The 24,718-nt window shown below is 36.9% G+C and carries 25 protein-coding genes and 1 riboswitch; of the genes, 17 read left to right on the plus strand and 8 right to left on the minus strand.

Annotated elements, in window-relative coordinates; genetic code table 11:
* Positions 1-42 precede the first annotated feature (42 nt).
* Positions 43-1,104 (minus strand): hypothetical protein, encoded by a 1,062-nt coding sequence (locus HMPREF2767_RS08060; RefSeq protein WP_070623818.1) that lies wholly within the window; start codon positions 1,102-1,104, stop codon positions 43-45.
* A gap of 257 nt (positions 1,105-1,361) precedes the next feature.
* The gene (locus tag HMPREF2767_RS08065) at positions 1,362-1,703 is read right to left on the minus strand and encodes a phospholipase D-like domain-containing protein (RefSeq protein WP_070623820.1); all 342 of its coding nucleotides are present in this window, start codon (positions 1,701-1,703) and stop codon (positions 1,362-1,364) included.
* 168 nt (positions 1,704-1,871) lie between these two features.
* Between HMPREF2767_RS08065 and HMPREF2767_RS08070 the strand changes: the two genes are divergently transcribed.
* The 4 genes from HMPREF2767_RS08070 (at position 1,872) to thiD (ending at position 5,702) form a co-directional block, all read left to right on the plus strand.
* On the plus strand, positions 1,872-3,272 hold the full coding sequence (locus tag HMPREF2767_RS08070) for an FAD/NAD(P)-binding protein (protein ID WP_070623823.1): 1,401 nt from the start codon (positions 1,872-1,874) through the stop codon (positions 3,270-3,272).
* Positions 3,273-3,306: 34 nt separating this feature from the next.
* Positions 3,307-3,401: riboswitch (TPP riboswitch) on the plus strand.
* Between the two features lie 43 nt (positions 3,402-3,444).
* Positions 3,445-4,251, plus strand: coding sequence for a hydroxyethylthiazole kinase (locus tag HMPREF2767_RS08075; RefSeq protein WP_070623826.1), 807 nt, complete (start codon positions 3,445-3,447; stop codon positions 4,249-4,251).
* Entirely contained in the window at positions 4,248-4,880 is a 633-nt protein-coding gene (gene thiE / locus HMPREF2767_RS08080) for a thiamine phosphate synthase (RefSeq protein WP_070623829.1), read from the plus strand. The genes HMPREF2767_RS08075 and thiE overlap by 4 nt, the downstream gene beginning before the upstream one ends.
* Positions 4,881-5,702, plus strand: a complete 822-nt coding sequence (gene thiD / locus HMPREF2767_RS08085) for a bifunctional hydroxymethylpyrimidine kinase/phosphomethylpyrimidine kinase (RefSeq protein ID WP_070457090.1) — start codon at positions 4,881-4,883, stop codon at positions 5,700-5,702. It abuts the gene before it with no gap.
* Between the two features lie 38 nt (positions 5,703-5,740).
* On the opposite strand, the gene HMPREF2767_RS08090 is transcribed toward thiD, so the two are convergent.
* Entirely contained in the window at positions 5,741-5,926 is a 186-nt protein-coding gene (locus HMPREF2767_RS08090; protein ID WP_040928447.1) for a CsbD family protein, read from the minus strand.
* Between the two features lie 80 nt (positions 5,927-6,006).
* Entirely contained in the window at positions 6,007-7,401 is a 1,395-nt protein-coding gene (locus HMPREF2767_RS08095) for an L-cystine transporter (protein WP_070623832.1), read from the minus strand.
* A 122-nt stretch (positions 7,402-7,523) separates the two neighbouring features.
* Here HMPREF2767_RS08095 and HMPREF2767_RS08100 point away from each other — a divergent pair, with 122 nt between their 5' ends.
* Positions 7,524-8,975, plus strand: a complete 1,452-nt coding sequence (locus HMPREF2767_RS08100; protein ID WP_070623837.1) for an aldehyde dehydrogenase family protein — start codon at positions 7,524-7,526, stop codon at positions 8,973-8,975.
* A gap of 30 nt (positions 8,976-9,005) precedes the next feature.
* Here HMPREF2767_RS08100 and HMPREF2767_RS08105 read toward each other — a convergent pair whose 3' ends face one another.
* Positions 9,006-10,046, minus strand: a complete 1,041-nt coding sequence (locus tag HMPREF2767_RS08105; RefSeq protein ID WP_070623840.1) for a PTS sugar transporter subunit IIC — start codon at positions 10,044-10,046, stop codon at positions 9,006-9,008.
* Between the two features lie 146 nt (positions 10,047-10,192).
* On the minus strand, positions 10,193-11,797 hold the full coding sequence (locus HMPREF2767_RS08110; protein ID WP_070623843.1) for a BCCT family transporter: 1,605 nt from the start codon (positions 11,795-11,797) through the stop codon (positions 10,193-10,195).
* Positions 11,798-11,985: 188 nt separating this feature from the next.
* On the opposite strand from HMPREF2767_RS08110, the gene HMPREF2767_RS08115 reads away from it, so the two are divergent.
* The 3 genes from HMPREF2767_RS08115 to HMPREF2767_RS08125 all read left to right on the plus strand — a co-directional run bounded on the left by HMPREF2767_RS08115 (position 11,986) and on the right by HMPREF2767_RS08125 (position 14,457).
* On the plus strand, positions 11,986-13,860 hold the full coding sequence (locus HMPREF2767_RS08115) for a heavy metal translocating P-type ATPase (protein ID WP_070623846.1): 1,875 nt from the start codon (positions 11,986-11,988) through the stop codon (positions 13,858-13,860).
* Positions 13,861-13,930: 70 nt separating this feature from the next.
* Positions 13,931-14,188, plus strand: a complete 258-nt coding sequence (locus tag HMPREF2767_RS08120; RefSeq protein ID WP_068129527.1) for a type II toxin-antitoxin system Phd/YefM family antitoxin — start codon at positions 13,931-13,933, stop codon at positions 14,186-14,188.
* Positions 14,185-14,457, plus strand: coding sequence for a Txe/YoeB family addiction module toxin (locus HMPREF2767_RS08125; protein WP_068129529.1), 273 nt, complete (start codon positions 14,185-14,187; stop codon positions 14,455-14,457). Before HMPREF2767_RS08120 ends, HMPREF2767_RS08125 begins: the two co-directional genes overlap by 4 nt.
* Positions 14,458-14,487: 30 nt before the next feature.
* Here HMPREF2767_RS08125 and HMPREF2767_RS08130 read toward each other — a convergent pair whose 3' ends face one another.
* Positions 14,488-15,042, minus strand: coding sequence for an NADPH-dependent FMN reductase (locus tag HMPREF2767_RS08130; protein WP_070457085.1), 555 nt, complete (start codon positions 15,040-15,042; stop codon positions 14,488-14,490).
* 190 nt (positions 15,043-15,232) lie between these two features.
* Between HMPREF2767_RS08130 and nhaC the strand changes: the two genes are divergently transcribed.
* The 4 genes from nhaC to HMPREF2767_RS08150 all read left to right on the plus strand — a co-directional run bounded on the left by nhaC (position 15,233) and on the right by HMPREF2767_RS08150 (position 18,614).
* Positions 15,233-16,699, plus strand: coding sequence for a Na+/H+ antiporter NhaC (gene nhaC / locus HMPREF2767_RS08135; RefSeq protein ID WP_070623849.1), 1,467 nt, complete (start codon positions 15,233-15,235; stop codon positions 16,697-16,699).
* 125 nt (positions 16,700-16,824) lie between these two features.
* Positions 16,825-17,187, plus strand: a complete 363-nt coding sequence (locus HMPREF2767_RS08140; RefSeq protein WP_148129016.1) for a hypothetical protein — start codon at positions 16,825-16,827, stop codon at positions 17,185-17,187.
* 59 nt (positions 17,188-17,246) lie between these two features.
* Entirely contained in the window at positions 17,247-17,837 is a 591-nt protein-coding gene (locus HMPREF2767_RS08145) for a ribonuclease H1 domain-containing protein (RefSeq protein WP_068129534.1), read from the plus strand.
* A complete protein-coding gene (locus HMPREF2767_RS08150; protein ID WP_070623855.1) occupies positions 17,838-18,614 on the plus strand; it encodes a Cof-type HAD-IIB family hydrolase in 777 nt (258 codons plus the stop codon).
* Positions 18,615-18,651: 37 nt separating this feature from the next.
* Here HMPREF2767_RS08150 and HMPREF2767_RS08155 read toward each other — a convergent pair whose 3' ends face one another.
* Entirely contained in the window at positions 18,652-19,305 is a 654-nt protein-coding gene (locus HMPREF2767_RS08155; RefSeq protein WP_070623858.1) for a metal-dependent transcriptional regulator, read from the minus strand.
* Positions 19,306-19,451: 146 nt separating this feature from the next.
* Here HMPREF2767_RS08155 and HMPREF2767_RS08160 point away from each other — a divergent pair, with 146 nt between their 5' ends.
* The 5 genes from HMPREF2767_RS08160 to HMPREF2767_RS08180 all read left to right on the plus strand — a co-directional run bounded on the left by HMPREF2767_RS08160 (position 19,452) and on the right by HMPREF2767_RS08180 (position 24,359).
* On the plus strand, positions 19,452-20,756 hold the full coding sequence (locus tag HMPREF2767_RS08160) for a pyrimidine-nucleoside phosphorylase (protein ID WP_070623861.1): 1,305 nt from the start codon (positions 19,452-19,454) through the stop codon (positions 20,754-20,756).
* Between the two features lie 8 nt (positions 20,757-20,764).
* The gene (locus tag HMPREF2767_RS08165) at positions 20,765-21,910 is read left to right on the plus strand and encodes a UTP--glucose-1-phosphate uridylyltransferase (protein WP_083302098.1); all 1,146 of its coding nucleotides are present in this window, start codon (positions 20,765-20,767) and stop codon (positions 21,908-21,910) included.
* Positions 21,911-22,585, plus strand: coding sequence for a PAQR family membrane homeostasis protein TrhA (locus HMPREF2767_RS08170; protein ID WP_070623868.1), 675 nt, complete (start codon positions 21,911-21,913; stop codon positions 22,583-22,585).
* Between the two features lie 95 nt (positions 22,586-22,680).
* On the plus strand, positions 22,681-23,727 hold the full coding sequence (locus tag HMPREF2767_RS08175; protein ID WP_070623871.1) for an Mrp/NBP35 family ATP-binding protein: 1,047 nt from the start codon (positions 22,681-22,683) through the stop codon (positions 23,725-23,727).
* On the plus strand, positions 23,724-24,359 hold the full coding sequence (locus HMPREF2767_RS08180) for a KinB-signaling pathway activation protein (RefSeq protein WP_070623875.1): 636 nt from the start codon (positions 23,724-23,726) through the stop codon (positions 24,357-24,359). The genes HMPREF2767_RS08175 and HMPREF2767_RS08180 overlap by 4 nt, the downstream gene beginning before the upstream one ends.
* The last annotated feature ends 359 nt before the right edge of the window (positions 24,360-24,718 follow it).

Consider the following 24,718-nt stretch of genomic DNA (forward strand, 5'->3'; position numbering starts at 1 on the left):
TACCGTATTTTTTTATTTACATAATTATAGAAAATGTAAAAATCAATACTCTGATGGTTGTACGATAATGCTGTAGGATTTCAAGATATCGTAAGGAACTTCAAGGATAGGTAAAACTTTTGCCTCATTAATAATTCTCTTAGATTCGTTGAGTGAGTAATTATCATCATCTAGCCATCTTCGATCTTGAAAATGTGAAGGCACGAAATAATACGTAAATGTACCATCTTTGTTATCGATAAAAGTCACTTGTCCATCAGCGAGCACTTCAGCATGAATATGTGTCGTTCCTTCCGGTAGCGCGACAGTACTATCTATATTATAGGGATTTAGTGGCTCATTACTCATATCACTATATGTGAGGTAAGGCGTTGTCGGATCTACTGGAATCGAATCTATTGTTTCATCATTGTAAAAATATGTCAGCCACGCTAGAGCGATGATATCTTCTTTTGAGTAATCTTCGTAAGTCATTTCATTAGTTAAAACAATTTTTTGTGATATCTTTTCTAAATCATCATCGTAGTATTTGTCAAATAGATCTTTAATATTAAACACATATCCTATTTCTCTGAATTCTGCATAAGACAAAGTTTGTTGAGTTCCTGTTATGACAATTTCATTTGTTTCTTCATCTATAATTATTATAGATTGAGCGTTTGTTTTTGGTGGAGATACTGAATAAATTTTTTGATTTTTAGTCAAGCCAGGGGAAATATGATAATCCATGGGACTTAATAGTAAACGGTCTATTTGTTCAACTGAAGTAAAACTAGGTGCGCTATGTTCATAAGAGCCAGATAACAAATCATCAGCAGTTATACTAATGTCGCTGATTGAATCTTCTTTAAGCGCCATTGCAACGATGTCATTAACAGTTAGATTTTCATAAGACTGTTTCTCTTTTGACTTATCCTTAGTATCTTTTTTCATATCTGCTTTTTTATTGCTCTCATTATCTTTATCTTTCTTTTTGTCTATTACTTGTTTGTCTTGTTCTGAACTATTCTTTCGCTCAACGACAATCTCTTCAGGATTTTCTTGTGATTGGCTACAAGCAGAAAGAGTTAATGTTAGTAAACATAACATCAATAGAAATCTCATTAGCATTTTCTCCTTAATCTAATTGATTCAGTGTAATTATATCGAAAACTATTAATATTGCCAAATAAAAATAGGGATAAACATAGGAAGTTTATTCCTATTTTGCGATATACGTGTTTGTTTTTAGTATACTCTCGTGATTACTACGTGTATCTGTATTTACAAGTGTTATTTTTAATGAACTTAGATCGTCTAGTGATTCTATATCTATTTAGCATGAGCATATTAATAAAAAGAACTATGTAAGATAACTATCCCTAAAATGTGGAAAGACCTAGCCTTTCTTGAATTCTGTAGAGAATTGTTTTCATAACACTATCTTCTCTTTCTTCTTCATAATCGAGCGTGTAAATACCATCTTCGTTGTTCCAAAGTCTATTGTAGTATTCGTTCATAGCAATCATTTCTTCGCTGTCCGAATTTGACTTCACAATAAGGTCTGTTTCTAAGTTTAAGTCTTTCAAGTTACGTCTTGTAAAGTTAGATGAGCCTAGAATTAATGTGGATTCCTCACCATTGTTATGAAGCATAAATTTTGCATGATACTGCTCGCCATGCGACTTATACCAACGAATTTCAGGTGGGTTTTTGTAGTTCATTAACTACTTTTACCTTAAATTCAAAGCTATGCTTTTTATACTTCATACAAAAACACCCCTAAAGTTGGATTTTAGTGTCCAACTTTAGGGGTGCATCTCATTCTAGACAGGAGTTTTTATTATGAGAAACGGGTATGAGTAATGAAACAGTTAGAAATGAGGTTCTATATGAAAATCGCAATTGTCGGTGCAGGCATGGCCGGCATCGGAACACTTCGCTACTATATTGACCATATCGATAATCCTGATATGGAAATTTATATATTCGATGATTCAAATGCTGCAGGGACTGGATATCCATTCGGTCCAGATGATGACGCACTGCTACTCAATCAGCGACTAAAAAAGATGACACTCGCACCGTGGGATGATAAAAAAGAATACGTCAAATATTTAAAGAAACATGATCCGGACTTATTACAGCATGAATTTATTACGCGACCAGAATTTGGTGAGTATTCTAAAGACGTATTTTTAGATTACATAAAAGATAACCGAGTGACGTTTGTACCGTCAGTCGTCGATGATATCGATGTAATAGAAAAGACGTATATCATACATGCAGATGAAACATACGAAGTCGATATCGTACACTTATGTATCGGTCAGTTACCTCAAACGGATATTTATGATTTAAAAGAAATTGAAAAATATATTAGTACACCGTTTCCGATAGAACGCAATAGTGACGTGTTATTAAATGCAAAATCTGTCGGGGTGATTGGGACAAACTTAACGTCGCTCGATATTATTATGTATTTACATCATAATAACTATAAAAACGATATATTAGTGACGTCACGAAGTGGCACAGTGCCCTTCATTAGAGGAAATGAAGCGGAAGTCGATATCGACGTAGAAGCGCTAAAACAAAATAGAGACATCACGATTCAAACAATCGTCGATATATTTAAAGAAGAAACGAAGAAGCAAGGTATAGATTTTCATCTTTTAACAGAGCTCAATGACATGCCAGTCCTCGATTCTCTCACATATCAACTCGACCATTTAGATACGCTCGGTGTCGTTCAAGAAATTGCAGACGCATTGTCCGAGGTATTACGAGAAGTGTGGAATGACTTATCGTTAGAAGATAAAAAATATTATATGAAGCATCTAAAAGGCATACACGGTCAATTAACAGGACCATTTCCGAAAATGACAGCTGAAAAAATCGTAGAACTAATTGAAGCAGGACAATTAACTTACGTATCGGGAGTAAAAGATATTAGTTATGATGACGAGTTTGTTATCAACTCTGAAGATGGTAGTTATTCAGCAGACGTTATGGTGAGTGCGGTCGGTCCAAACTTAAGTGGCGAAAATTTAGCCGATGAAAACAACGCTTCACCTTTAGTGAAGACGCTTATTGAAAAGGGGATTCTACAAGTCGACGAGCTTGGCGGTATAAAGATTACATACCCCGAGTTTTCGGTAATCTCTAAAGCTGGTGTGTTAGATACTATGAAATTATACGGGAACTTAGTATCTACAACGCACATCAATAACTCTGGTGTGAACTTAATATTAAAGAAAATACCGCATTCGATTGACAAAATTATCCAATGAATGACGACTGATGTGTTATACTTAAGAAAATAATATAGACATTTCGGGGTGCTACTTTTGTGGCTGAGATTATACCCATTGAACCTGTACAGATAATGCTGGCGTAGGTAACAAATGTTTAGGGCTTCTTTGAGCACTCCGAAATTATGAAAATAATTAAGGAGTGCTTTTTTTGTTGGATTTTAAACCGAGTTTTCCGCTTCAATCGAGCCCGCTCGTGAACTGTATTACGAATCAGATTTCTATAGAAATGATCGCAAACAGTTTACTCTATGTCGGTGCAAAACCGATTATGGCCGCTCATATTGATGAACAAGATGAAGTAATTCAAGCCGTAGACGCGTTGTTTATTAACTTAGCGCGCCTACCACACAATGAAGCGACACATTTAGTACATGCAGCGAAGCGTGCGAATTCTCATAAAAAGCCAGTCGTTGTTGATTTAGTCGGATACGGCGTCAGTCAGTTTAGAAATAGTATTGGTGACGCACTTGTTGATCTTAAGCCGGCAGTAGTAAAAGGCAATATGTCTGAAATGCGTGCTTTTTGTAAACTGAAGAGCCATGGCCGAGGGGTAGATGCTGGTGAAGAGGATACGAAAGCGGACCGTTTAGAGGAATTAATCGACGCGTTAAAAGATAAAACACTAGAGCATGAAAACACAGTCTTCTTAGCGACAGGTCCAGTCGATATTATCGTCAGTAAAGATCATGTAGTGAAACTATCGAATGGCGTTGAATATAACGGTCAATTTACTGGAACTGGAGATACTGTCGGTGCATTAGTTGCTGCGAATTTAGGTAGTGGTCTTCATCCTGTAGACGCATGTATTAACGGAGTCAGTTATTTTAACATTTGCGGTGAAGTCGCAGCAGAGAAAAGTCGTGGTCTTAACGAATTTAGATTTCATTTATTAAACGAGTTATCTCTATTAAAAGATACAGATTGGACGAAAGAAGTTAAAGGAGAATACGTATGACATTCGATTTAAGTTTATATTTAGTGACAGGACGCTATGATTATAGCGATGATGAGTTTTTATCGATCATTGAAGAAGCGTGCAAAAATGGGGTCACAATCGTACAACTACGAGAAAAAGAGTTAACGACAAACGCGTTTTATAATCTCGCCGTTAAAGTAAAAGAAGTGACGGACAAATATAACGTGCCACTTATTATTAATGACCGTGTAGATATTGCTTTAGCAGTTGACGCTGCGGGGGTTCATATCGGGGATGACGAGCTACCTGTACATATTACTCGACAAATTATAGGTGACGATAAAATACTCGGTGTCACTGTAAAAACAACCACTCGAGCGATAGAAGCAGAGAGAGGTGGCGCAGATTATTTCGGCGTCGGGGCATTCTTTGATACAAACACAAAAGAAACGATTGTTCAGTCGAAAGAAGCGTTAGTCGAGGTCATTCAATATACGAACGTGCCATCTGTTGGGATCGGTGGTCTTAAAGAAGAAAACATAGACGTATTAAAAGACACAGGAGTAAAAGGTGCAGCTATTGTATCTGAAATTATGTTAGCAGAAAACGTTGCAGAAAAAGTAAGTGGTTTAAAACAAAAAATAGATTATATTTTGGAGGACAATTAGATGATTAACTCAACACCACAAGCAGTTACAATCGCAGGTTCAGACTCTGGAGGTGGCGCAGGAATTCAAGCAGATTTAAAAACATTTCAAGCGCGTAACGTATTTGGAATGAGCATTGTCGTCGCACTCACTGCACAAAACACAAAAGGCGTACAAGACGCGTATTATGTACCGACAGAGTTTATTGATGCACAATTTGATTCTCTCGCAGATGATTTTAAAATCGGTGCGTGTAAAACAGGTATGCTCGCAAGTGAGGCACATGTAAAATGTGTTGTAGAAAATTTAAAAAGAGTCGATTTTGGACCGTACATATTAGATCCCGTGATGATAGCAAAAGGTGGTCATAAATTACTCGAAGACGGCGCAATCGACTCAATAAAGTCAGAATTAGTACCACTTGCAACGGTCATTACACCGAACATTCCAGAAGCGGAAGTGTTAACAGGCTTAACGATTCAATCTGGAGAAGATATGGTTGAAGCGGCGAATTACTTAAAAGCACTAGGGGCAGAAAACGTCATTATTAAAGGCGGACACCGTGATGATTCATATGCTGAAGACTTCGTCAGTTTAAAAGATAAAGAGTTTTGGATGCGCGGCACACGTATCGATACAAATCGTACACACGGTACAGGGGATACGTTCGCAGCGTGTATCGCATCTGAACTTGCTAAAGGAAATGATCTAAAAACGTCAATTATTACGGCGAAGAGTTTTATCCAAAGCGCGATTGAAGAAGGTATCGAAGTTGGTCACGGACATGGTCCCGTTAACCACTGGGCAGAGGTGAAAAATAGTATTGAAATTATCGAAAAATAAAAAAGGGAGTTCCGAATGGAACTCCTTTTGTCGTGCGATTATTCGCCTAATTTACCGATTTGGTCTTTTGTTTTTTTAGATGCATTGTCTACTGCATCTTTCGCTTTACCAGCAGCTTGATCTGCTTTACCTTCGAATTCTTTACTCTTATCGTTTAACGCTTTACCAGCTGTTTCTTTTGCTTTACCTTTTAATTGATCTACTTTACCTTCAAATTTACTCATTCATATCATACCTTTCATTTCTGAAGTACTAGATATATACCCGGTTTATATGTTTTAAAACATCGAACCGTAAAATTGAGTTAGATATTTGAAGTTGTAAGTTCATCGTAAGACATATTATCGTAAGTGTCTTTATCTAATGTACCGTCAGTTTTTGCTGTTACAGTACCTGCGACCATAGAGTCACTAACGTTTAATGCTGTACGTCCCATATCGATTAACGGCTCAACAGAAATTAATACTGCTGCGAGTGCGACTGGTAAGTTCATCGTACTTAAAACGATAATTGCAGCAAATGTCGCACCGCCTCCTACACCAGCGATACCAAGGCTTGTAACTACGATAACGACGATTAACGTGAGTATAAACTGTAAGTCAACATTCACTCCAGCAACTGGTGCAACCATTATCGCAAGCATTGATGGGTAAATTCCTGCACATCCATTTTGTCCAATCGATAATCCGAAACTTGCAGAGAAGTTTGCAACACTTGACGGAACACCGAGGCGTGTCGTTTGAGTTTGAATATTTAACGGTAACGCACCTGCACTTGAACGTGACGTAAATGCGAATAGTAACACTTCAGCCGTCTTTTTAACGTAAGTGATTGGGTTTAATCCTGTAAATGCAATAATAATTAAATGAACGATAAACATCGCAATGAGTGCAACGTAAGATGCCACGACGAATAAGCTTAAATCAACTAAAGCTTTAAAGTCACTTGTTGCAACAGTATTTGCCATAATTGCTAAAATTCCGTATGGCGTTAAGCGTAAAATAATTTTAACGAGTTCCATGACGAAATCGTTGAGGATTAAAATCCCCTCTGATAATTTGTTTGCACGTACTTCATCGTGTTTTTTAAACTTTAATAAACTATATCCGAGTAGTGCTGTGAAAATTACGACCGCAATTGTCGAAGCACCACGCTGACCTGTAAAGTCTAAAAATGGATTTGCTGGAATCAGTTGTGTAATTTGTTCTGGTAACGTTAACCCTTCAATTTCTGAAGCTGTAGATTCAATATCTAAACTACGTGCGTTTTCAGCTTCCCCTAAATTAATACTTGAAGCGTCTAAGTTAAATGCGATAGCTGTCGTAATACCAATTACCGCAGAAATTGCAACGGTAATGAGTAAAATCGAAATCGCCTTAACTGCAGACTTTAAAAATTTCTCTCTAACTTCTAATTTCGCAAATGCACTTAAGATTGATACGAAGATCAGTGGAATAACGATCATACGTAGTAATCGAATGAAGCCATTTCCGATGAGGCCCATCCAACCTGTCGTTTGAGTCGTAACGTATGAATCAGCACCATATAGAAGCTGAAGAATTCCTCCGAATACTAAACCAATACCGAGTGCGATTAATACGCGGTATGAAAATTTAATATGCTTTTTTTGCATGAAAAAAACTCCAACAAGGAGCGCAAAAAATACAACTAGATTTATAATAATAAATGTAGCGTCCATGAATAACATCCTTCTTAAAATTTTGATAAATCGATTATAGGACATTTTTAATTCCTAGTAAATAGATATGTTTTGAATTAATAAAATATTTTTTGGGTATAGTATAAAAATGGAGTGATGATATGAATATATTTTTAACTTTAAATAAAAGTTATATAGATGGAAAATTTGTTGAAGGCGACAGTGGAGAAGTATTTCAGTCGTTAAACCCGTTTGACGACTCGTTGGTTGCAGAAATTCCGCTCGCGAGTTTAGAGCAAACGAACAAGGCATTTGAAGTTGCGGATAACAGTGAATGGAAACACAATCCGAAACAACGTAAGAAAGTACTTAAAAACCTTATAAAATTATTTATTCAGCATAGAAAAAATATCATAGACGTCTTAATTAAAGAGAGTGGAAGTACGTTTGTTAAAGCGAATGCTGAATACGTTGCGACGATCAATATTTTAAGAGAATCGTTAAAATTAGTGGAAAAGATTGGACATGTTGGAAATCGTTCATCTCTTATACCAGGTAAGAAAAATTTAATTTACCGCTTACCAAAAGGAGTAGTGTCGTCCGTTGCGCCATTTAACTTCCCGTTACATTTATCGATGCGTACAATTGCGCCAGCACTAGCGTTAGGCAATGCGGTCGTCCATAAACCAGACGTTCAAACAGGAATCGTGAGTGGGGCGATACCGGCAGTATTATTAAGAGAAGCGGGAGTACCGAGTAACGTTTTTCAGATGGTGTTAACTGAACCGAAACTTGTTGGTGAGGTATTTTTTACGCATGAGAAAATTAATGCGATTAGTTTTACAGGATCGACTGCAGTTGGTAAACACATTCGTAAAGTAACAAACGATAGATTTATATCGACAGCGCTAGAACTTGGCGGGAATAGTCCTTTTATCGTTATGGATGATGCGAATTTAGATCATGCAGTACGTGCGTTAATTCCTGGGAAATTTTTACATTCCGGTCAAATATGTATGAGTGTAAATCGAATCATCGTTCATGAATCAGTATATGATGCGTTTATCGATAAATTTAAAGCGGCAACTGAAAATTTAAAAATGAGTGTCGAACACAATAAAGTTGGAATCATCGGTCCGATTATTAATAAAACACAGCTTGAAAAAACTAAGAAATTTATCGAAATGGCAAAAGCGTCTGGAGAAATGGTGTTAGAAGGTGAAGTGAGTGGTAATTTTGTCACACCATTTATCTTTAAAGATATTAAAAATGACAGTGAGATCGCACAAACTGAATTATTTAGTCCGATAGCGTTAATTATAAAAGCACGTTCTAACGATGAAGCGATTCGTTTTGCAAACGATACAGATTACGGACTATCGGCTGCGATATTTACTGAAGATGTTGAAAAAGGACAGAAGTATGCGGAACAGATAGAAAGTGGTATGGTACACGTCAATGAACAAACGGTTCTTGATTTTCCGAATATACCGTTTGGTGGCGTGAAAAATAGTGGTATGGGACGTTACGGAAATCCATATGTGTTAGAAGATTTTACAGATTTAAAATGGATGAGTACTCAGCGTGGACCATTGCCATATCCGTTTAATTAAAAGAAGACTGCAGCAGAGCTGCAGTCTTTTTTATGGTTTAAATAAGAACATTTCTCTCGTATATTTTGGTAGAAACTTTAAGCATAGTTTATCGACGATAAATGCAGCAATGACAGGAACGATGAGATACGCCACTGTAAGTTTAGCGATATTCATACTCGTACTACCGTCCATTAACGCTAACGAGTTAATTGGACCAACTAATCCTGTGTGACCAAAACCTGCTGACATTGGTGTTCCTTGTACATTCATGAAGTAACCTGTCGCACCGACGATAATTCCGTTAATGACTAACGGAACCGCGATAATTGGGTTTTTGAAGTACACTGGCATCATCATTTTACCTGTACCGATGATGAGAGCGATGATCGTACCTTTGTTGTTAATTCCAATTGAGCCAAATAAAAACGTCATACATGCTGTTAAAATTCCTAAGTTCGCTGCACCACTCGCTAGTCCAGAGAGACTGACAACAGTCGCAATCGCAACGAGTGAAATTGGTGTTGCGAGAAATGCAGAGTAAAATACACAAATTAAAATCGTCATGAGAAGCGGATTTAAATCTGTAAAGTGCGCAATTAATTCACCTAAACTTGTCGTCACAAGTTTTGAGTACGGTAAGATCATTAATCCGATTAAACCGGGAACGACACCACCGAGAAACGGTAAAAATACGATGTTCAGAGATCCGAGTTTATCGCCAATGAATACGATAATAGCCGCTGCAATAATGAGCGTAATTAAAACGTTAATTAGATCTCCCATTCCTTGTAAACGGACACCCGTTTCTTCAAACACTAACGCTCCAGAACCAATTAACGCTGCGCCTCCTAAAATTACGCTGCGAATCCCGTCAAACTTTAAGTTGATCCCCGCTAATACACCGATAATGACAGATGTAATTAACTGAAATGAACTTACTGCATTACCGATCGTTATAAAGATATCAGAATAACGTCCAAAAAACTTTAGTACTTCTCCGAGTAATGCACTAGAAATTAATGCAACGACGATACCAATCGCCATCCCATTTAATATATTAAAAAAGAAATCCTTTTTAGACATTTTCATACGAAAGAATCACTCCGTAATATGTATTTTTCATAATCATATCCCTTATATGGTGAATAAACAATATGTATTCTTGGAAAGTTGAATATAATTTTTATAGATACAAAATAAAAAACCCTACCGATATAAAATCGGTAAGGATAATTTTAGAATACATTGTCTGGATTTTCTCTTTCCATATCTGTATTTGGATGTTCTTCTACGTGTTCGTAATATTCTTCTAACTTATCTTGGTCTGGCGTAATTGTAAGTCCTAAGTTTCGTCTTTCTAAATCTGCGTCTTTATAAAAACTAATTGTCATCAGGATAATTACGATACTAAATGGGAAAGCAGATATAATTGCTGCTGATTGTAACGCGCCTAGACCTTCGTCACCGCCCGTGAGCAATAGTACAAATGCGATGAGTGACAGTAATACTCCCCAAATGACTTTAATTCCTTTAGGTGGTTGTAACGTTCCGTATGACGTTTGCATACCTAAAACGAATGTCGCTGAGTCCGCTGATGTAATAAAGAATATCGATACTAATAGTATTGCGATTGTTGAAAGTACGACACTTAGTGGTAATTCATTAAATATCGCAAATAACTGTGTTTCTGGTGGTAACGCTAATATGCTGTCTGAATTTTGAGCGACAGTAATTCCTGTCGTTCCAAATACACTAAACCAAATTAAGCTTACGATTGTTGGAACGAGTAATACTGCAATAACAAACTGTCTAATTGAACGTCCTTTTGATACACGTGCAATAAATATACCAACGAAAGGACTCCAACTGATCCACCACCCCCAGTAGTAAATGGTCCAGCTTTTCAGCCATTCAGATTTTTGCTCATAGAGAGGGGCTACGTCGAAACTGTTTTGTAAAAAAGTTCCGAGGTAAGATCCTGCAGTTGTTGTCATCATATTTAAAATAAGGATCGTTGGCCCTATGAAAAATAGAGCAACTAATAATAGTACTGCAAGTGACATATTAATGTTACTTAAATATTGAATCCCTTTAGATAATCCACTCCAAGCGCTCGCTAAGAATAGAATAGTAACAACAAAAATAATGACAAACTGTACTAAAATATTTTGAGGCACATTAAATAAATAATTCAGACCTGCGTTAATTTGTAACGTACCTACACCTAAAGATACCGCAACCCCAATAACAGTTGCGAATACCGCAAGTACGTCGACGACTGTACCTAATGGACCATCTACTCGGTCTCCAAAAATAGGTCTTAACGTTTTAGACAGTAAACCATCTTCGTTCTTTCTAAACTGGAAGTATGCGAGAGATAACGCAACGATTCCATATACCGCCCACGGATGGAATCCGTAGTGGAATATCGTTGAACGCATTGACTCCATGAATGCTTCTTTAGTTTCTCTGTCAGTTGATGGTGGTGCTAGATAATGGGAAATAGGTTCTGATGCCCCGTAGAACACAAGGCCGATCCCCATACCGGCACTGAATAACATCGCTAACCAAGAAATTGTTCTGAATTCAGGTTCGTCATTCGGTTTACCAAGTTTTAATTTTCCAATCGGACTAAATATTAAAAATACTGAAAATAAAATAATTACCGTAACAAGTATCATGTAATACCAACCAAAAGTAACTGTAATATAGTTACTTAATGCTCCAGTCATTTCACCGAATCTTGCTGGCATAAACATACCAAATAAAACAAGAATTAGTACTAAAATTGACGCGTATTTAAACACTGGTGATATTTTTTGCTTACTTTTATCGGTCATTTTAACACTCCTTTTTTATACACAAGTATATAGACTAACATATTGATACTTAGAATAAAAGGGTGTTTGAAAATAAAGTAATAATATCTAGTCTAATCTATTGTATTTCTTATTTAAAATTATTATAATTAAGTGTAGATAGAGCATTACATTAAATGATAATTTTCTAAATTAGTAGGTGAACAACTTTGAAAAAATGGCTACAAAATAAAGGCTTTCGAAACACGGTTATTTGTGCATTCCTTATTATTATAGGGATTGTACTTCAGTACCAAGGCCTTGAAAATGTTGCGATTCCAGTATTTATTGCTGCTTTTTTAATCGGGGGATATTATAGCGCAAAAAACGGAATCGAAGAACTGATTCACGACAAACATTTAAACGTAGACGTACTGATGATTTTAGCTGCCGTTGGTGCATCGATCATCGGTTATTGGATGGAAGGTGCACTGTTAATTTTCATTTTCAGTCTTGCTGAAGCAATGGAATCGATGGCAAACGAAAAAAGCCGAAACGCGATTTCTGAGTTAATGAACTTAACGCCAGACGAAGCACGTCGTTACAATGAAAACGGCGAAATTGAAGTCGTTCCAACTGCTGAGCTAAAAGTTGGAGATAAAGTTCAAGTGCCACGCGGTGAAACAATTCCAATTGACGGAAAACTACTTTCAACTGACACGGTTGTTAACGAAGCATCTGTTACAGGTGAATCCGTTCCTGTTGAAAAAGTAACAGGAGACGAGGTCGTCGGGGGGACGATTAACGAAGGTAACAGAATCGATATGGAAGTCACAGTTGAAGACAGTAACACGTTATTTGCTAAAATTATTCGACTTGTCGATGAAGCGCAGTCTTCACCAAGTAAAACAGCGAGTTTTATTGAGTCAATTGAAGATACTTATGTAAAAGTTGTATTAGTCGGGGTTCCGTTATTTATCGCTTTAGCGTATTTTGTACTCGACTGGGGTTGGACAGAGTCGTTTTACCGTGGGATGGTACTTTTAACAGTTGCGTCACCATGTGCATTAGTCGCAAGTGCAACACCTGCAACACTTTCAGCAATTTCAAACGCTGCACGTAACGGAATGGTGTTTAAAGGCGGTCAAACGATTGACAACACGAATGCGTTAAATGCGATTATATTTGACAAAACAGGTACGTTAACAGTCGGTGAGCCTGCTGTTACAGATGTTTATTACGTAGATGGTGTCGACCACGCACATGTCGATGAGGTTATTAAAAGTGCGGAATCAGGATCTATGCATCCAATTGCAGTAGCGATTTTAGATTACTTAGAAGACACGCCACTCATTGAACTCGATCACGTTGAGGATATTACAGGTAAAGGATTCTTAATTCAAAACAAAGGTAGCGAATGGAAAGTCGGAAAGCATAGTTATGTGTTAGATGAATCTAATATTCAGCTATCTGAAGAAGTGAAGCGTGTCGTAATTGAAAAAGAATCGACAGGAAACACGGTAATTTTCGTGAGTCGTGATAACGAGTTACAAGCGTTTTATGCGCTAGAAGACGTCGTGAAAGAAAATGCGAAAATTGCGATTGAAAAACTTAATAACATGGGTATTCAAACGATTATGGTTACGGGTGATAATGAAAATACCGGAAAGCATATCGCAAAACAAGTTGGTATTAAAGAAGTTCATGCAAATAAAATGCCAGATGAAAAATCTTCTATATTAGATGAATTAAAAGAAAAATATGGTAACATCGGAATGGTTGGAGATGGTGTAAACGATGCACCAGCGTTAGCGAAATCTTCAGTTGGATTTGCGATGGGTTCAGGAACAGATATCGCAATGGAAACAGCAGACGTCGTACTTATTAAAGACGACTTAACGATGATACCGTACTCTATAGGATTATCTAAAAAGATGAAACGAATCGTCATTGCGAACGTTTTATTTGCAATTGCGGTCATCGCGTTACTCATCATTGCGAACCTTTTCCAAGCAATAAACTTACCACTAGGAGTCATTGGCCACGAAGGATCAACAATTCTAGTTATATTAAATGGTTTAAGATTATTAGCGTATAGAGATTAAACATTTGTATTCTTGATGAATAATAGCTTATAATAAACGTACATATAAACGTACGTTTGGAGTGAAGGATATGGAAATTATTACACCCACAAAGGCTAGGGAAAATTTTTATAATATTTTAAAAGAAGTTAATGAAAGTCATAGTCCAATAGTTATTAGTGGTAGCAAATCAAACTCTGAAGCAGTCCTTATTAGTAAAGAAGATTGGGATAGTATTAATGAAACGCTATATTTAGAAAATAACGGTGTATTAAATGTAGTTAGAGAACGAATGGAAGATAATAGTGGTTGGACAGATATTGACGATATCAATTGGGATGAGCTATGAGCGTAACACAGTATAAAGTTATTATTAAAAATAGTGCAAAGACCGATTTGAAAAAGATTAAGCAATCAAACTTAAAGTATAACTTTATGAAGATTATAGAGACATTAAAAAATGATCCCTTTAAATCGACACAATCATTTAAAAAGCTCGTACCAAAAAGTGAGGGAAGATATTCTAGAAGAATTAACCATCAACACAGAGTGGTTTATACAGTAAATGAAGATGAGAAAATCGTCTATATTTACTCATGCTGGTCTCATTATGAATAAACGCCGAGTACAGTTGTACTCGGCGTTATTTTATTTGTTCTTACGTTTACTAAATGATTGATGTGCCTCGGCGATGTCGATTGTTTCATCTGCTAAATTATCGAGTCGGTGCAAGATGTTAACGTCTGTGAGTCGCTTTCCTTCGTATGCTTCTGGTGTGATGAATACATATGATGATAGTACGTGTGCTTTCATGTAGTTTAATATTGGCTTCAGCATCATTTCTGCAACTAAGAAATGTCTATTGGATCCTGCTGTTGAGACGATGGATACTGTTTTTCCTTTTAAGCCATTGATTGGTAATAGGTCGAATAAGTTTTTTAGAACTGCAGGGATTGATGCTTGGAACACTGGGAATCCGATAACGATGACGTCAGCGGCTAACATTTTAGAAATAACTTCTTTTGTGTCACCCGACCAGTCTTCATAATGACGACCATCTGCTAAGTTGAGTGTTTTATCTTTTAAATCGATCATCTCGATATTATGAGTATTATAATGTGTTTCAAAATAATCTGTGACGTATTGTAAAGCAGTTGCCGTTTTTGAACCGACATTCGCTCCAACTAATACTAGTATATTCATTACGTTCTCTCCTATAAAATTATCAATTATATCGTATCATTTTCTTGGTGTATTGTAATATATGACGATTAAAATCAGTCAAATTGTTGATGAAAATGTCAGCGATTTTTTGAAAATATTTAAGAAATCGCTACCATTTTTTGTTTTAATCGCTATAATTAAAAAGAGATTATTATTAGGGGGATTTTCAATGAAGGAAAGTAAACTAGAATCACCAAGACAGATTAACGTCTTTTTAGCAATTATACCGTTCATTGTTATGATCTTTTCGATGTATGTTGCGGTGGTTAAATTTGAAATTGATCCGCACGTGCCGTTAATTCTCGGTACGGCAACTGCTGCGATTGTCGCTCTTATTTGTGGTTATAAGTGGGATTCACTTGAAGAATTTATGTATAAAGGAATCAAACTCGCACTACCGGCTGTCGTTATTATTATTTTAGTTGGTCTCGTCATCGGTTCTTGGATCGGTGGAGGTATTGTTGCGACGATGATTTACTACGGTTTAATTTTATTAAATCCTAAATATTTCTTAGTCACGATCATGCTTATCTGTGCATTAGTTGCACTTGCGATTGGAAGCTCATGGTCAACGATGGCAACGATTGGTGTTGCTGGTATGGGTATCGGTATGTCGATGGGGATTGAACCTGCGATGATTGCCGGAGCTGTTATTTCTGGAGCTTATTTTGGAGATAAAATGTCACCGCTATCAGACACGACAAACTTAGCTGCTGGTTTAACACACGTACCTTTATTCGATCACATTAAACACATGTTTTACACGACGATTCCAGGACTTATTATTTCTATAATTGTATTTTTAGTTATCGGTCTTAAAGTAATTGGTAACCAAACGTTAAACGATGAACAAGTAAATGGCATGCTCAGTGCGATGCAAGATAACTTTGTCATTTCACCGTGGCTATTTTTAGTACCAGTAATTGTTATCGTTTTAATCGTATTAAAAATGAGTGCTGCACCTGCACTATTCATCGGTGCGATGCTCGGAGTACTTGCTCAAGTATTTGTTCAAGGTGGATCACTTAGCACGTCGATTGACGTATTAACAAATGGATACGCTTTAGAAAGTGGTAACGAAAGTGTAGATACACTATTTAACCGCGGTGGGTTACTCGATATGATGTACACTGTGTCGATGACAATCGTAGCGATGACTTTCGCAGGGATTATGGAATACTCAGGCATGCTTCAATCGATTATGAACCAAATTTTAAAAATCGCAAAAGGAACATTTGGTTTAATTTCAGCTACACTTGCTTCAGCGTTTTTCACAAACGCAACGTGTTCTGAACAATATATTTCAATCGTTGTACCGTCAAGAATGTACTTAAAATCATATATAGACAATAAACTACATCCGAAAAACTTATCACGAAGCTTAGAAGATGGTGGTACGTTAACGTCAGTATTCATCCCGTGGAATACGTGTGGGGTATTTATATATGGAACGTTAGGAGTGTACGCTTGGGATTACGGCCCATATGCGATTTTAAACTTCTCTGTACCAATTATTGCACTCATTTTAGCTGCGACAGGTATTGGTGTTAAATATATTACTGACAGCGAAAAAGAAGAGTTCTTAGAAGATATTTACGGTTCAGAACAAGCGAAACCAGCAAGCAATGAGTTATAATATACGTATGAAACATATTATTAAACTCATTTTAAGTATCTTTTTTGTGTTTTTCATCAGCATATTTACTGATAAAAAACGCGCAAAATAATGGATCGGAGCTGATGGTGTTGAAACGCTATATTATGTTGATGTCAATGTCGCTACTTTTAGCTGCATGTTCAACGAATACAGATACAAAAGAGCCGTCCGAAAACGTCGAAGAACCAAAAGAAAATATTGAAGAGAAAGATGTAGATAAAGATATGACAAAAACACGTTACATCGTCTCGTTTAATCGTGACGTTACATTAGAAGACTTAAAAGAATATGGTGTAGAAGAATCAGATGTGATTAATGAGATGGACAACCTGAACATGAAGACAATCGATCTCGATGAGTCACAATACGAAAGTTTAAAAGAAGCGCCATTTGTCACGCATATGGAAGCGGATGAAGAAATCGGCATCCCCCCAGGGGAAAAAGAAGATAAATCTGATGAAATGTAATATCACGAAGGCAGACTCCGGTCTGCCTTTTTTGGTACAATGAACCGTGGAGGAGACATATGAGTAAATATTATGCAGTACGTAAAGGGAGAACCCCTGGTATTTATAGAGATTGGGACACTGCAAAGCGCGAAGTGATGGGTTTTAGCGGTGCAGAGTATAAATCATTTAAAACTGAAGATGAAGCACTTCAGTTTATGAATTTAAACAAAAAAGAAGCTATAAAGTTAGATGGGCTTATAGCGTATGTTGACGGGAGTTATGATAAGCGAACAGAACGCGCTGGCTTCGGTGCTATTCTGATTGAAGATGGTAAAGTAATACACGAAGCGTCAAAAGAAATCGCCATTAATAAAGACGACAATTTATGGAACGTCAGCGCTGAAATTGGTGGAGTACTATATGCAGTTAACTATGCGATTTCAAATCAGTACGATAAAATTCACGTCCATTATGACTATGCAGGTTTAGAAAAATGGGCAACGAAAGAGTGGCGTGCAAATAAACCGACAACAAAAGAATATCAGAAGCAAATGGAGCAACTGATGCACCAAATCAAAGTAGATTTTATAAAAGTGAAAGCACACACTGGAGATTTTTATAACGAGCGCGCAGATGATCTTGCAAAACAATCAATTATGGAGGACTAAATGGTGAAAAAATTATTGTTTTTTGACATTGACGGAACACTTTATAATACATCGGTCAAAGTACCAGAATCTACTAAACGTGCGATCGAATCGCTTAAAAAAGATGGACATACGTTAGTTATTGCGACAGGTCGCGCACCGTTTTTATTTAAAGATTTAAGAGAAGAGTTAGGTATTGAGTCGTTCATCGCATTAAACGGACAATACGCAGTCGTTGACGGAGAAGTGATTTACAAAAATCCGATTCCGAGTGACTTGTTAGAAGAAATATCTAAAGACGCTAAAAAACATAACCATCCAGTCGTCTATTTAAACGATACACATATGGTGTCAAATATAAAAGGTCATAGCCGAATCAACGAAGGGTTAGGCTCTTTAAAGTTCGATGAATCACCTGGACATAATGAAAACTTCCACCTTGAAAACGAAGTGTACCAAGGATTACTCTTCTGTACAGAAGATGAAGAAGACTATTATAAAGAAAGATATAGTGAGTTAGACTTTTTAAGATGGCATCGAGTGTCGTTAGACGTAATGCCAAAAGGCGGATCTAAAGCAGAAACAGTTAAAAAAGTGATCGAAAAGCTCGGATTTAATGAAGATGACGTCTATGCATTTGGAGACGGACCGAACGATTATGACATGTTAAAGCTCGTTAAGCACTCTGTTGCGATGGGTAACGGTGTCGATGAAACGAAATCAGTCGCCGAATATGTCACGAGTCACGTCGATGACGACGGATTATATCATGCGTTAAAACATTATAAACTCATTTAAATAAAACAAGCCGTGTCCGTATAAACGGATGCGGCTATTATAATGGTCGAACGAATATAAATTGTGCGATTGTTGAGGATATATATACGATTTCTCCGTTTGTTTCATTGTATAGTTCGTATGAGTCAAGCATATCATCGAAGTTTTTTACCGTGACGACGTCGTTTATATTTAAGTTTTGGTTTTTAAAGTAATGTACGAGTCGGTCTTCGTTTACGAAACGCTGGATGACGACGGAATCGCTAATTTTTATGTCCGGTAAGATCTTTGCGTGGCGATCTGCGATTTCCATATCTTCAGGTAAAATTGCTCCGCCATGTGGACAATATTTTGGACGTCCTAGATATTCGTATATTCTTTTAGCGAGTTTATCTGAAGTTGAGTGCTCTAACAGTTCAGCTTCGTCGTGAACTTCATCGATTGAAAACCCAAGTTTTTCAACGAGGAAGACTTCCCATAGACGGTGTTTATGGACGAGTCGTTTTGCTTCTTCGGCACCTTCAGCGGTAAGCATACTCCCGTGATACGGCTTTAAATCGATCCAGCCGATTTTAACTAGGCTGTTCATCATCTCGGTAACTGTTGGTGGTGAAATATTGAGTTTTTGAGATATCGATTTATTAGATACTCTAGAAAACTCGCCACCGAGTTCATATATTATTTTTAAGTAATCTTCTCTCGTCGGACTCATTTATAATCCACCTCTCGTTATGTAACTTAATTATGCAATGAATATGAATCTCATGCAACATTCGTTTATTTTATCATTTAAATAGGATACGTTATAATGTAAGAATAGAAAAATATGTTCGAAAAAAGTTAAGGAAGTGTATGAATATGACAAGAATGATAGACATCATTACAAAAAAACGCGACAATATCGAATTATCAAAAGAAGAAATTAAATCGTTTGTTCAAGGATATACCAATGGAGATATCCCGGATTATCAAGCATCGAGTCTACTGATGGCAATCTTTTTAAACGGTATGACAGAAGATGAAGTTGCAACGTTAACGATGGAAATGGTTGAGTCTGGAGACCAAATCGACTTATCTGGAATCGAAGGGTTTAAAGTAGATAAACACTCGACAGGTGGTGTTGGTGATACTACGACGTTAGTATTAGCACCACTCGTTGCAGCAGTTGGCGTTCCAGTGCCTAAAATGAGTGGAAGAGGGCTAGGGCATACAGGTGGAACGGTTGATAAGCTTGAAGCGATGGAAGGATTCCATGTTGAATTATCTCAAGAAGAATTTATCAATCTCGTAAACAAACAAAAACTTGCACTAGTCGGACAATCAGGTAACTTAACTCCGGCAGATAAGCTGATTTACGCTTTACGTGACGTTACAGGAACAGTAAACTCGATCCCACTAATCGCAAGTTCGATTATGTCTAAAAAAATCGCAGCAGGTGCAGATGGTATCGTTCTAGACGTAAAAGTTGGTGACGGTGCATTCATGAAAAATGAAAAAGATGCAGAGGCACTCGCACATACGATGGTACAAATTGGTAATAATGTCGGACGAAATACGATGGCAGTTATTTCAAGTATGGAAGAGCCACTCGGTTATGCAATTGGTAACGCGCTAGAAGTGATTGAAGCGATTGAAACGTTAAAAGGAAAAGGTCCAGAAGACCTTACAGAATTATCACTTGTACTCGGTAGTCAAATGGTTGTCCTTGGTGGTGGGGCAAATAGTTTAGAAGAAGCACGTGGACTATTAGAGAAAGCAATCGAAGATGGTTCGGCACTAGAGAAATTTAGACAACTTATCGTAAGTCAAGGTGGAAACGGCGACGTGATTGATGACTATAGTCTATTACCAACTGCTGAATATACGATTGAAGTAAAATCAGACAAAGCAGGATACGTCACGCAAATTGAGTCTGAAAATATGGGAGTAGCAGCATCGATTTTAGGCGCTGGACGTGAAACGAAAGAAAGTGAAATCGACTTAGCGGTCGGTATCGTTCTAGAGAAAAAAGTTGGAGATAAAGTAGAAGTCGGAGATACACTTGCAGTGATTCACTCTAACAAAGAAAATGTCGATGACGTCATTTCACGCGTTAAAGATTGTTATACGTTTGGTGAAGAGGAAGTTCATCCAACACTCATTAAAAAAGTGATTACAGAATAGAGGTGTATATATTGAAACAATGGATTCCGCAATATGACAAGCTTAGAGAAGCATCAAAAGAAAAAGTAGACGCACAGTTAAACGAGTTAGATTTAGAAAAAATAAAATCTGTCTATGAAGAAGTTTATGTAAATCAGACGACGTTTGATACGTCAAACGTTGAAGAAGTCCCCTACGTGACAAAAGAAGAGTTAGACGTAGAAGTGTTAGAACGTTTAGCACACACATCGATTGAAGACGGGAAAGTCGCGGTACTTTTAATGGCTGGTGGACAAGGAACACGCCTCGGGTACGATGGACCGAAAGGAACGTTTACATTTGACGACGTATCGCTTTTTGAACTACAAGCGCGTCAAATCTTAAAATATAAAAAAGAAGACGTGTTAAACGTTCATTGGTACATTATGACGAGCGATATTAATCACGATGAAACGGTTCAATTTTTCGAAGATAAAAAATACTTCGGATTACCAAAAGAAAATGTTCACTTCTTTAAGCAAGAACATTTTCCATCTCTATCAAAATCTGGAGAGTTACTATTAACTAAAGATGAAGAAATAATGATCACACCGAACGGGAACGGTGGAATATTTAGTGCGCTTAAAGCGAGTGGCATGCTAGAAGATATGAAAACGCGTGGCGTTGAAGCGGTATTTATGAATAACGTCGACAACGTCGTCGTAAAAGTACTCGACGAAGTACTTGTCGGACTTCATTTAGATGAGGAAAATGAAGTGACGTCAAAATCGATTACACCTAAACCAAATGAAAGTGTCGGTCGACTCGCGTTACTTGACGGTAAGAAAACAGTCGTTGAATACACTGAAATTCCTGACGGAGAAGATGCGTCATTTACAAATGGAAATATCGGTATTCATGTATTTAGTATCCCGTTTATCGAGAAAGCGGCAGAGGCGGATATGCCATATCACCTCGCGCTTAAAAACTTAGAGTTTTTAGATGATGATTTAAAGTTAGTAAAAGAAGAAGCGTTAAAATTTGAAAAGTTCTATTTCGACGCATTTATCGTTGCAAATAAACATAAGACGCTTCAAGTGGACCGTGCAGGAGAATTTTCACCACTTAAAAACAAAGAGGGTCAAGATAGTGTGGAAACAGCGCGTCGTGATCTTGAGAGGTACGAACTGATATAGATGAAAGAAAATAATATCTCTGTTGAAAAAACTTTAAAACACATTATTCCTTTATCGTTTGGTGAAGAAGTAGGAAATAGCGTCAGTCACGGTGTCGCAACATTTCTATTTATATTTTTACTTCCTTTTACTGCTATATATATGTATGTAGAAGGTGGGGCAATGCATGCGTTTGGCGGTAGCGTGTATGTCATTTCAATCATTACGATGTTTTTATCGTCGACGATTTACCATATTATGGCACCGGGCACACATCACAAATATGTCATGCGTTTAATTGACCATAGTTGTATATACATTGCGATTGCCGGTACGTATACACCAGTCGCGCTTAGCGTTATCGGTGGATTTTGGGGATATACGATTCTCATACTCCAGTGGAGTGCGGCGATTTTAGGTGTACTATATAAGACGTTAAGTCCGAAAGTCAGTCCAAAAATTAGCTTAGCGTTTTATCTTGTGATGGGGTGGATGATTGTACCGTTTTTACCTGCCGTATTATTTGGTACAAATATTATGTTTTTAGTCATGCTTTTTATAGGTGGCGTATTATATACAATTGGCGCATGGTTCTATGCGCAAAAAGATAAGCGATACTTCCATATGATATGGCACTTTTTTATATTTATAGCGAGTGTCGCTCATTATATCGGTATCGTGTTCTACATGATTTAACATAAAATCAGACTTCATACGCATTTTATTGCATGAAGCAATCGCTTATTATGATAATATAAGTTCAAATAGCGATTATCGAGAGGGGATTTTAAATGATAACAGAGTCAGAAGTACGTCAAATAGTGGAGAGTGTAAACGATCCGATTTTAAACGTACCGATTTCTGAAACGAGTGGTATCGAATCAGTCAAAATAATAGAAGATAAAGGACACGTCAGCTTAAAGATTTTAATTGGGCGTTTAGGTGGACAAGAGCAGTTAGACCTACAAATTAAAATCGTTAATTTATTAAAAGAAGCGGGCGCAAATAGTGTCGGTCTTCGCTTTGACGAGTTACCAGAAGAAGAAATTAATAAACATAAAGCGACGATGGGTAACCAGTACGAAAGCCAGTTTGATATGGAAAAAACGAAGTTCATTTCTGTAGCATCTGGTAAAGGTGGCGTTGGTAAATCAACGGTTACGGTAAACCTTGCGGTTAAATTACAAAAGCTTGGTAAAAAAGTTGGTATCATCGACGCAGATATATACGGGTTTAGTGTGCCAGATATGATGGGGATTTCAGAGCAACCTGAAATTAAAGACAAAAAAATTATTCCAGTTGAACGCTTCGGTGTTCAAGTTATTTCTATGGGATTCTTTGTTGAAGAGAATACACCTGTCATTTGGAGAGGACCGATGCTCGGTAAAATGCTAACGAGTTTCTTTAAAGAAGTAGAATGGGGCGACCTAGACTATCTTCTACTCGATTTACCACCTGGAACAGGAGATGTGGCGCTCGACGTGCATCAAATGTTACCGGAGAGTAAAGAAATTATCGTAACGACACCACATCCAACAGCAGCGTTCGTTGCAGCTCGTGCAGGAGCGATGGCGATTCATACGGATCACGAAATTTTAGGTGTTGTAGAGAATATGTCTTACTTTGAAAGTAAAGAAACAGGCAATAAGGAATATATATTCGGTAAAGGTGGCGGACAAAAACTCGCGGAAGAGTTAAACGTGCCGTTACTCGGGCAGATTCCACTTGGCCAACCAAACTTTGACAAAGAAGACTTTGCACCGTCCGTTTACCTTGAAGGTGAAATTAGCGATCATTATGAGAAAATCGCAAAACGCATTATCGAGGAAGAAGAATGAGTTCAAAATATGTTGTTAAGTTTTACTTTACGACGTTAATTATCGGTGTGATTGCGTCTACATTTATCAGTCTGTTTACAGAATATGAAAATGTCACGAGTCATTTGTTTAAAGGGGACTTTTCTGAGTTTTTCGTCGGTTTAATATGGATTATAGGATACGGACTTATTATCGCGACTGTCGCGCAAGTCGTTTTCTATATATACTTATTCATTAACCCACTTGGGCTCGGGATATTTAGAGGCATTTGGCCATACGTACAAATACTTCTTATTATGTATGCGATATTCGATCTTTTTTACTTAAGATTTTTCAAAGTTGGAAAAGATCACGGTTCAACGTTTGAGTTTATATGGATACCAATTATTGTCGTAATTGTTGGATTCGTAGTCGCATATGTTAAAAATAAACAAGTCGAAAAGAATATCTTTATACCATCATTATTCTTTATGATATTTATGACGTCGTTAACACTACTACCATTTATATCAGTAGAAGATACGACTTGGATTTACCGTTCGATATTTACTGTACTCATATTAAATGCGTACCAATTACTTAGATTGCCAAAATATATTGAAGCATCTAAAGAGGATAAGATCGCACGTGGTATCGTTAAAAAAGATAAATAAAGGTCTATAACTTTATAGCGTGATTATCACGCTATAAAGTTTTTTAAAAAGTTAATTTTAATGCTTGACCATTTTTTGTTTACTTGCTATTATATAAAAGTCGTCAAAATCAAGAAACGACAGACGCACGAAAAATAAATTTTAAAATATCAAAAAATAACTTGCTTTAATTTTTTGAACGTGCTATAGTAAATATTGCGCTTTTCAAAAGCGCGACGAATGAACATTGAAAACTGAATGACAATATGTCAACGTTAATTCCGATAAAAAGAAGTTACTATATAAAAGTAACTAAAACTAGAGCGACTAGTATAAAACGCATTTTATAAAGAGCTAGAAAACTCTAACTATTATGGAGA

Source organism: Nosocomiicoccus sp. HMSC067E10 (assembly GCF_001810835.1).
Taxonomy (GTDB): Bacteria; Bacillota; Bacilli; order Staphylococcales; family Salinicoccaceae; genus Nosocomiicoccus; species Nosocomiicoccus ampullae_A.

Excerpts from the sequence above, each read along its gene's own strand:
- HMPREF2767_RS08060 (WP_070623818.1), bottom strand. The coding sequence starts at position 1,104 with ATGAGATTTCTATTGATGTTATGTTTACTAACATTAACTCTTTCTGCT.
- HMPREF2767_RS08065 (WP_070623820.1), bottom strand. The coding sequence starts at position 1,703 with ATGAACTACAAAAACCCACCTGAAATTCGTTGGTATAAGTCGCATGGC.
- HMPREF2767_RS08070 (WP_070623823.1), top strand. The coding sequence starts at position 1,872 with ATGAAAATCGCAATTGTCGGTGCAGGCATGGCCGGCATCGGAACACTT.
- thiE (WP_070623829.1), top strand. The coding sequence starts at position 4,248 with ATGACATTCGATTTAAGTTTATATTTAGTGACAGGACGCTATGATTAT.
- thiD (WP_070457090.1), top strand. The coding sequence starts at position 4,881 with ATGATTAACTCAACACCACAAGCAGTTACAATCGCAGGTTCAGACTCT.
- HMPREF2767_RS08090 (WP_040928447.1), bottom strand. The coding sequence starts at position 5,926 with ATGAGTAAATTTGAAGGTAAAGTAGATCAATTAAAAGGTAAAGCAAAA.
- HMPREF2767_RS08095 (WP_070623832.1), bottom strand. The coding sequence starts at position 7,401 with ATGGACGCTACATTTATTATTATAAATCTAGTTGTATTTTTTGCGCTC.
- HMPREF2767_RS08100 (WP_070623837.1), top strand. The coding sequence starts at position 7,524 with ATGAATATATTTTTAACTTTAAATAAAAGTTATATAGATGGAAAATTT.
- HMPREF2767_RS08105 (WP_070623840.1), bottom strand. The coding sequence starts at position 10,046 with ATGAAAATGTCTAAAAAGGATTTCTTTTTTAATATATTAAATGGGATG.
- HMPREF2767_RS08110 (WP_070623843.1), bottom strand. The coding sequence starts at position 11,797 with ATGACCGATAAAAGTAAGCAAAAAATATCACCAGTGTTTAAATACGCG.
- HMPREF2767_RS08120 (WP_068129527.1), top strand. The coding sequence starts at position 13,931 with ATGGAAATTATTACACCCACAAAGGCTAGGGAAAATTTTTATAATATT.
- HMPREF2767_RS08125 (WP_068129529.1), top strand. The coding sequence starts at position 14,185 with ATGAGCGTAACACAGTATAAAGTTATTATTAAAAATAGTGCAAAGACC.
- HMPREF2767_RS08130 (WP_070457085.1), bottom strand. The coding sequence starts at position 15,042 with ATGAATATACTAGTATTAGTTGGAGCGAATGTCGGTTCAAAAACGGCA.
- nhaC (WP_070623849.1), top strand. The coding sequence starts at position 15,233 with ATGAAGGAAAGTAAACTAGAATCACCAAGACAGATTAACGTCTTTTTA.
- HMPREF2767_RS08140 (WP_148129016.1), top strand. The coding sequence starts at position 16,825 with ATGTTGATGTCAATGTCGCTACTTTTAGCTGCATGTTCAACGAATACA.
- HMPREF2767_RS08145 (WP_068129534.1), top strand. The coding sequence starts at position 17,247 with ATGAGTAAATATTATGCAGTACGTAAAGGGAGAACCCCTGGTATTTAT.
- HMPREF2767_RS08150 (WP_070623855.1), top strand. The coding sequence starts at position 17,838 with ATGGTGAAAAAATTATTGTTTTTTGACATTGACGGAACACTTTATAAT.
- HMPREF2767_RS08155 (WP_070623858.1), bottom strand. The coding sequence starts at position 19,305 with ATGAGTCCGACGAGAGAAGATTACTTAAAAATAATATATGAACTCGGT.
- HMPREF2767_RS08160 (WP_070623861.1), top strand. The coding sequence starts at position 19,452 with ATGACAAGAATGATAGACATCATTACAAAAAAACGCGACAATATCGAA.
- HMPREF2767_RS08170 (WP_070623868.1), top strand. The coding sequence starts at position 21,911 with ATGAAAGAAAATAATATCTCTGTTGAAAAAACTTTAAAACACATTATT.
- HMPREF2767_RS08175 (WP_070623871.1), top strand. The coding sequence starts at position 22,681 with ATGATAACAGAGTCAGAAGTACGTCAAATAGTGGAGAGTGTAAACGAT.
- HMPREF2767_RS08180 (WP_070623875.1), top strand. The coding sequence starts at position 23,724 with ATGAGTTCAAAATATGTTGTTAAGTTTTACTTTACGACGTTAATTATC.